General features: G+C 72.0%; 7 protein-coding genes. 4 read left to right on the plus strand and 3 right to left on the minus strand.

Going from position 1 to position 6,846, the window contains the following annotated elements:
- The 3 genes from SACPADRAFT_RS32290 to SACPADRAFT_RS0205885 all read right to left on the minus strand — a co-directional run.
- A partial coding sequence (locus tag SACPADRAFT_RS32290; RefSeq protein WP_007025827.1) for a hypothetical protein occupies positions 1-246 on the minus strand: 246 nt, incomplete at its 3' end.
- A 108-nt stretch (positions 247-354) separates the two neighbouring features.
- A complete protein-coding gene (locus tag SACPADRAFT_RS0205880) occupies positions 355-1,422 on the minus strand; it encodes a tartrate dehydrogenase (RefSeq protein WP_028662252.1) in 1,068 nt (355 codons plus the stop codon).
- A 44-nt stretch (positions 1,423-1,466) separates the two neighbouring features.
- On the minus strand, positions 1,467-2,930 hold the full coding sequence (locus SACPADRAFT_RS0205885) for an NAD-dependent succinate-semialdehyde dehydrogenase (protein ID WP_007025829.1): 1,464 nt from the start codon (positions 2,928-2,930) through the stop codon (positions 1,467-1,469).
- 221 nt (positions 2,931-3,151) lie between these two features.
- On the opposite strand from SACPADRAFT_RS0205885, the gene SACPADRAFT_RS0205890 reads away from it, so the two are divergent.
- From SACPADRAFT_RS0205890 to SACPADRAFT_RS25795, 4 genes are all read left to right on the plus strand, one after another.
- The gene (locus tag SACPADRAFT_RS0205890; RefSeq protein ID WP_007025830.1) at positions 3,152-4,405 is read left to right on the plus strand and encodes an aspartate aminotransferase family protein; all 1,254 of its coding nucleotides are present in this window, start codon (positions 3,152-3,154) and stop codon (positions 4,403-4,405) included.
- Positions 4,402-4,932, plus strand: coding sequence for a DUF3830 family protein (locus SACPADRAFT_RS0205895; protein ID WP_007025831.1), 531 nt, complete (start codon positions 4,402-4,404; stop codon positions 4,930-4,932). Before SACPADRAFT_RS0205890 ends, SACPADRAFT_RS0205895 begins: the two co-directional genes overlap by 4 nt.
- Before the next feature lie 122 nt (positions 4,933-5,054).
- Positions 5,055-6,452: an FAD-binding oxidoreductase gene (locus SACPADRAFT_RS0205900; RefSeq protein ID WP_007025832.1), complete on the plus strand. Its 1,398-nt coding sequence runs from the start codon at positions 5,055-5,057 to the stop codon at positions 6,450-6,452.
- Positions 6,453-6,460: 8 nt separating this feature from the next.
- On the plus strand, positions 6,461-6,846 hold a 386-nt coding region (locus SACPADRAFT_RS25795), incomplete at its 3' end, for a thiamine pyrophosphate-binding protein (RefSeq protein WP_407690015.1).

Consider the following 6,846-nt stretch of genomic DNA (forward strand, 5'->3'; position numbering starts at 1 on the left):
GACGACGGCGCGTTCACCCGTGCCCAGCGCACCCCCGGGGTGCGCCTCGACGGCGGCCTCGACCCGACGGGCCACCGACGGGCCCTGGACACCGTGCACCCCGTGGACCTCGATGTAGTGACGCCCCGGCGAGGACCACACGTGCCGTCGCGGCCTGCTCGCCACCGCGGCCACGCCCCGTGCGGTGCCGAGCGCCGTGCCCACCATCGTCAGCGGGCCCGGCACCGGCAGGCCGAACACGTTCATGCGGCCGGGATGCCCCGATCCGCCCCGGGCGACACCGGGTCGACCGATCGGTGCGGCCGGTCCGGTGCCGCCCGGTGGGCCGGGGCGTGCCCGTGGCCGGGGGAACGCTCAGAGCGACCCGGCCACGGCCGCGCCGACCTCCGCCGTGGTCGCCGTGCCGCCGAGATCCGGGGTGACGACCCTGCCCTCGGCCAGCACCTTCTCCACGGCCGCCTCCACGGCGCGGGCCGCCGCGGCCTCGCCGAGGTGGTCGAGCAGCATCGCGCCCGCGAGGATCTGCGCCACCGGGTTCGCGATGCCCTTCCCGGCGATGTCCGGGGCGCTGCCGTGCACCGCCTCGAACATCGACGGGTGCGTGTGCTCGGGATTGAGGTTGCCCGACGGGGCCATGCCGAGCCCGCCGGTCACGGCGGCGGCGAGGTCGCTGAGGATGTCGCCGAACAGGTTGGACCCCACCACGACGTCCAGCCGGTCGGGGGCCTGCACCATCCGGGCGGCCAGCGCGTCGACGTGGCACGACTCGGCGGCCACGTCGGGGTACTCGGCCGCGACCGCGTCGAAGACCTCGTCCCAGAACGGCATCGTGTGGATGATGCCGTTCGACTTGGTCGCCGAGCACACTCGCTTCGACCGGGTCCGCGCCAGGTCGAAGGCGTAGCGGACGACGCGTTCGACACCGACGCGGGTGAACACCGACTCCTGCAGGGCGAACTCGCCCGGGTGTCCCGCGTTGTGCCTGCCGCCGAGGGTGGAGTACTCGCCCTCCGCGTTCTCCCGGACGATCACCATCTCCAGCTCGTCGGCCCCGCGCCCGGCCAGCGCCGAGGTGGTGCCGGGCAGCAGCCGCACCGGCCGCAGGTTGACGTACTGGGAGAACGCGCGGCGCAGCGGGATCAGCAGGCCCCACAGCGACACGTGGTCGGCCACGCCCGGGAAGCCGACCGCGCCGAGCAGGATCGCGTCGAATCCGGCCAGCGTGGCGACACCGTCGTCGGGCATCATCGCGCCGGTGCGCAGGTACCGTTCGCAGCTGTAGTCGAACTCCGTCCAGCGCAGGGCGAACCCGTGTGCCGCCGCCGCGGCGTCCAACACCCGGCGTGCCTCGGTGGTCACGTCCACCCCGATGCCGTCACCGGGGACGGCGGCGATGCCGTACGTGCGCGTGTCCCCGTCCACCGGATCCCCGGCCCTCGGAGCCCCGTCGACCGAATCCCCGGCCGTCACAGGCTCACCGCGACGTACTTGGTCTCCAGGAACTCGTCGATCCCGACGGTGCCGCCCTCACGCCCGAGGCCGGACTGCTTGACGCCGCCGAACGGTGCGGCCGGGTTGGACACCACGCCCTGGTTCAGGCCCACCATGCCGGTCTCCAGTTTCTCGCTGACCCGGAGCGCGCGCTTGACGTCGCGGGTGTAGACGTAGCCGACCAGGCCGTACTCGGTGTCGTTCGCGGCGGCCAGTGCCTCGTCCTCGGTGTCGAACCCGGTGATCGGCGCGACCGGGCCGAAGATCTCCTCGCTCGCCATCCGCGCGTCCGTGGGCACCCCGGTGAGCACGGTCGGCTGGTAGAAATTGCCCGGCCCGTCCACGGTGGCCCCACCGGTGAGCACGTCCGCGCCCCGCTGGGCGGCGTCGCTGACCAACGTGGAGACCTTCTCCACCGCGTCGGGATCGATGAGCGGGCCGACGACGACGCCGTCCTCGGTGCCCCTGCCGATCGCCAGCGACGACATCCGCTCGGTGAGCCTGCGGGCGAATTCGTCGGCCACGCCGCGTTGCACGTAGAACCGGTTGGCGGCGGTGCAGGCCTCCCCGATGTTGCGCATCTTGGCCGCCATGGCGCCCTCGACCGCCTCGTCGAGATCGGCGTCGTCGAAGACCAGGAACGGCGCGTTGCCACCCAGCTCCATCGAGGTGCGCAGGACCTTGTCCGAGCACTGCTGAAGCAGCGTGCGGCCGACGGCGGTGGAGCCGGTGAACGAGAGCTTGCGTGCCCGGCCGTCGCGGATCAACGGCTCCATGACACCGCCCGAGTCGGTGGTGGTGAGCACGTTGAGCACGCCGTCGGGCAGCCCCGCCTCGGCGAGGATGCGGGTCAGCGCCAGCATCGACAGCGGCGTCTGGGCGGCGGGCTTGACGACCATCGTGCAGCCCGCGGCCACGGCGGGGCCGATCTTGCGGGTGCCCATCGCCATCGGGAAGTTCCACGGCGTGATCAGCAGCGACGGGCCGACGGGCTGGTTCGTGACGAGGAACCGGCCCGAGCCGTTCGGGGCGACGGCGTACCCGCCGTCGATGCGTACGGCCTCCTCCGCGAACCAGCGGAAGAACTCGGCGGCGTAGGCGATCTCGCCCCGCGCCTCCGCGAGCGGCTTGCCCATCTCCAGGGTCATCAGCAGGGCGAGTTCGTCCTGACGGGCCATCAGCGTCTCGTACGACCGCCGCAGGATCTCCCCGCGCTCCCGCGGCGGGTGCGCGGCCCAGTCGGCCTGGGCGGCGACGGCGGCGTCCAGCGCGGCGGCGCCGTCCGCCGGGGAGGCGTCGGCGACCTCGCACAGCACGCCGTTGGTGGCGGGGTCCCGCACCGCGAACGTCCGCCCGTCGGTGGCGGAGGTCCACTTGCCTCCGACGAACAGGTCCTTGTCGACCGCGTCGACCACGCCGGACTCGCTGAGGCTGGCCATCCGAAACTCCTCCGAAAGTAGCTGTTTGCGCCGCTGCGGGCACCATGCTACGAATATTGTTGACAATCTACAACCCTCCGGGCCTCACCCGGGCCCGCGTGAGCGTGCAGGGCACTTTCCCTGCATGTGACGCAGCGAGGGGCACGTTCCCTGCATTCAACGCAGGAAAAGTGCCCTTCACGCATACCCCACCGGCCACCGTCGCAAAGGAGCACGCTGTCATGGCCCAGCTCTCCCCCATTCTCAAGCAGGCGACACCCGTCGTCGTCGACCACGGCGAAGGTGCCTATCTCTACGACACCAGCGGTCGGCGTCACCTCGACTTCACCGCGGGTATCGGGGTCACGAGCACGGGCCACTGCCACCCGAAGGTGGTACAGGCGGCGCAGGAGCAGGTCGGCAAGCTCATCCACGGCCAGTACACCACCGTCATGCACCGGCCGCTGCTCGAACTCAGCGAACGGCTCGGCGAGGTCCTGCCGTCCGGGCTCGACTCGCTGTTCTTCGCCAACTCCGGCAGCGAGGCCGTCGAGGCGGCGCTGCGACTGGCGCGGCAGGCCACGGGCAGGCCGAACGTCGTCGTGTTCCAGGGCGGCTTCCACGGGCGCACCGTGGCGGCGGCGTCGATGACCACCTCGGGCACCCGGTTCGGCGCAGGCATCTCCCCGTTGATGGCGGGCGTGCACGTGGCGCCCTTCCCGCACGCCTACCACTACGGCTGGGACGAGAAGACGGCCACCGACTTCGCACTGCGCGAGCTGGACTACCTCTTCGCCACCCAGACCGCGCCGCAGGAGACGGCCGCGTTCTTCGTCGAACCCATGCTCGGCGAGGGCGGCTACGTGCCCGCGAACAGCGAGTTCATGGCCGGCCTGCGCCGCCGCGCCGACGAGCACGGGATCCTGCTGGTGATGGACGAGATCCAGACCGGGTTCGGCCGGACGGGGAAGTTCTGGGGACACGAGCACTTCGACGTCCATCCCGACGTGGTGCTCATCGCCAAGGGACTGGCCAGCGGATTCCCGCTGTCCGGGATCGCCGCGTCGCGGGACCTGATGGGCAAGGCCTGGCCCGGTTCGCAGGGTGGCACCTACGGCGGCAACGCGGTCGCGTGCGCGGCGGCCCTGGCCACGCTGGAGGTCATCCGGGAGGAGAACCTGGTGGACAACGCCGCCGCGCGGGGCAGGCAGCTGCTCGACGGCGCGCGGGCGGTGGGCGACAAGACCCCCGGGATCGGTGACGTGCGGGGCATGGGACTGCTGGTCGGCTCCGAGTTCGTCACCGCGGACGGGGCACCGGACAACGCCACGGCGCAGGCGGTGCAGAAGAAGGCCGCGGAGAAGGGCCTGCTGCTGTTGACCTGCGGGGCGTACATGAACGTGGTGCGCATGATCCCGCCGCTGGTGGTCACCTCCGAGCAGATCGACGAGGCCCTGGACATCTGGGGCGAGGTCGTCGCCTCGGTGGCCCGGTGACGGCGGGAACGACCGGCCGGGCGGGCGCGTCAGCCCGGTACATCACGATCACGCTCGACAAGCGGGGCGTGTCCTGCCGCGCGCGGCTGCTCGACGACGAGGCGCCGCGCACCTGCCAGGCGGTGTGGGACGCGCTGCCGCAGAGCGGATCGGCCTACCACGCCAAGTACGCCCGCAACGAGGTCTACACCCTCGTCCCGCCGTTCGCGGACCCGAAGCCGGGCCGGGAGAACCCGACCGTGACCCCCATCCCCGGCGACGTCGTCTACTTCGGCTTCGAGCCGTGGGAGATCGGCAACCCGGCGTACGGCTACGACGAGGGCAGCGTGGCGCACGGCGAGCAGGGCGCCACCGACCTGGCCTTCTTCTACGGGCGGAACAATCTGCTGATCAACGGCGACGCGGGATGGGTGCCCGGCAACGTGTTCGGCACGATCGTCGAGGGCCTGCCCGAGATGGCCGCGGCCGCGCAGGACCTGTGGTTGCGGGGGGTGGAGGGCGAGACGCTCTCCTACGCCCGCGCCTGAGTCGGTCCCTGCCGGGTGGGACGGTTCCGCGGGCACCTGTCCCGGCGCCGTCCCACCCGGCAGGCGAAACATGAATCGGATTCATAGCCAGGCGCTCGACGGGCGTACTAGGCTGCGTCCCCATGGGCGAGGCGACGGACGACGTGACGCGGCGACTGACCGGCATCGTCGGTGCGGACCATGTGCTGACCGGCGACGACGTGACCGAGGACTACACCGGTGACGAGGCGCTGACCGGCGGGCGGGCGAAGCCGCGCTGGGTGGTCCGCCCCGGTACGGCCGAGGAGGTGGCCGCCGTGCTCGCGGAGGCCACGGACCACGGGGTTCCGGTGACGGCGCGCGGCTCCGGCACCGGCCTGTCCGCGGCGGCGCGCCCGCACCCCGACGGCCTCATGGTGTCGTTCGAACGGATGAACTCGATCCTGGAGATCGACGAGGGGAACCACGTGGCCGTGGTCCAGCCCGGGGTGACCCTGGCCGAGCTGGACGAGAAGACGGCGCGCGCCGGGCTCGGCTACACCGTCTACCCCGGGGAGATGAGTGCCAGTGTCGGCGGCAACGTCGGGACCAACGCGGGCGGGATGCGCGCGGTGCGCTACGGCGTCACCCGGCACAACGTGCTCGGCCTCCAGGCGGCGTTGCCCACCGGGGAGCTGATCCGCTCCGGGGGCCGGACGGTGAAGACCGCCAGCGGCTACGACCTGACTCAGCTCGTCATCGGTTCGGAGGGCACGCTCGCGCTGGCCACCGAGATCACGGTGAAGCTGCATCCCCGGCTGGCGCACTCGGCCACCGTGCTCGCCCCGTTCGACGACCTCGACACGGTGATGCGGGCGGTCCCGGAGATCGTCTCCAGCGGACTGGAACCGCACATCCTCGAATACATCGACGCGCTGACCATGGCCGCCATCACGCACAGCACCCAGCTCTCGCTGGGCATCCCGGACGAGGTGCGGGACGCCTCGCAGGCCTACCTCGTGGTCGGCCTGGCCAACCGGGCGGCCGACCGGCTCGACGGCGACGTGCAGGCCCTCGGCACCCTGCTCGACGAGCTCGGCGCCGCGGACGTGTACGTGCTGGAGGGCTCCTCGGCGCGCAGGCTGATCGAGGCCCGGGAGAACGCCTTCTGGACGGCCAAGGCCGCGGGCGCCGACGACGTGCTCGACGTCGTCGTGCCCCGGTCGGCGTTGCCGGAGTTCCTCGCCGAGTCCCGCGCCGCGGCCGAACGGGCCGAGTCCGGTGTGATCGGCTGCGGCCACGCCGGGGACGGCAACGTCCACCTCGCCGTGTTCCAGCCGGACCCCGAGCGGCGTTCGGCACTGCTGGAGGAGATCTTCGCCGCCGGGATGCGGCTGGGCGGGGCGATCTCCGGCGAACACGGGCTCGGCCATGCGAAGACCGGGTACTTCCTCCGGCTGGAGGACCCCACCAAGATCGATCTGATGCGACGACTGAAGCAGGCCTTCGACCCCGCCGGGATCCTCAACCCCGGCGTGCTCTTCGGCGGCCGGGAGGACTGACGATGACGATGAACGGCGCGCAGGCCCTGATCCGCACCCTCGTCGACGCCGAGGTCGACGTGTGCTTCACCAATCCGGGCACCTCGGAGATGCACTTCGTGTCCGCACTGGACAGTGTGCCCGAGATGCGGGGCGTGCTGGGCCTGTCCGAGGGCGTGGTCACCGGCGCCGCGGACGGCTACGCACGGATCGCCGACCGCCCGGCCGCGACGCTGCTGCACCTCGGCCCGGGGCTGGGCAACGGCCTGGCGAATCTGCACAACGCCCGCCGGGCACACACCCCGGTGGTCAACGTCGTCGGCGACCACGCCACCCACCACAAGCGCTACGACGCACCACTGGAGTCGGACATCGAGGCGGTGGCCGGATCGCTGCAGGGCTGGGTGCGTCGCTC

The sequence above is a fragment of the Saccharomonospora iraqiensis subsp. paurometabolica YIM 90007 genome (genome assembly GCF_000231035.2).
GTDB lineage: Bacteria > Actinomycetota > Actinomycetes > Mycobacteriales > Pseudonocardiaceae > Saccharomonospora > Saccharomonospora paurometabolica.

Coding starts and splice junctions, on each gene's coding strand:
- SACPADRAFT_RS0205900 (WP_007025832.1), top strand. CDS start 5,055: ATGGGCGAGGCGACGGACGACGTGACGCGGCGACTGACCGGCATCGTC.
- SACPADRAFT_RS0205885 (WP_007025829.1), bottom strand. CDS start 2,930: ATGGCCAGCCTCAGCGAGTCCGGCGTGGTCGACGCGGTCGACAAGGAC.
- SACPADRAFT_RS0205890 (WP_007025830.1), top strand. CDS start 3,152: ATGGCCCAGCTCTCCCCCATTCTCAAGCAGGCGACACCCGTCGTCGTC.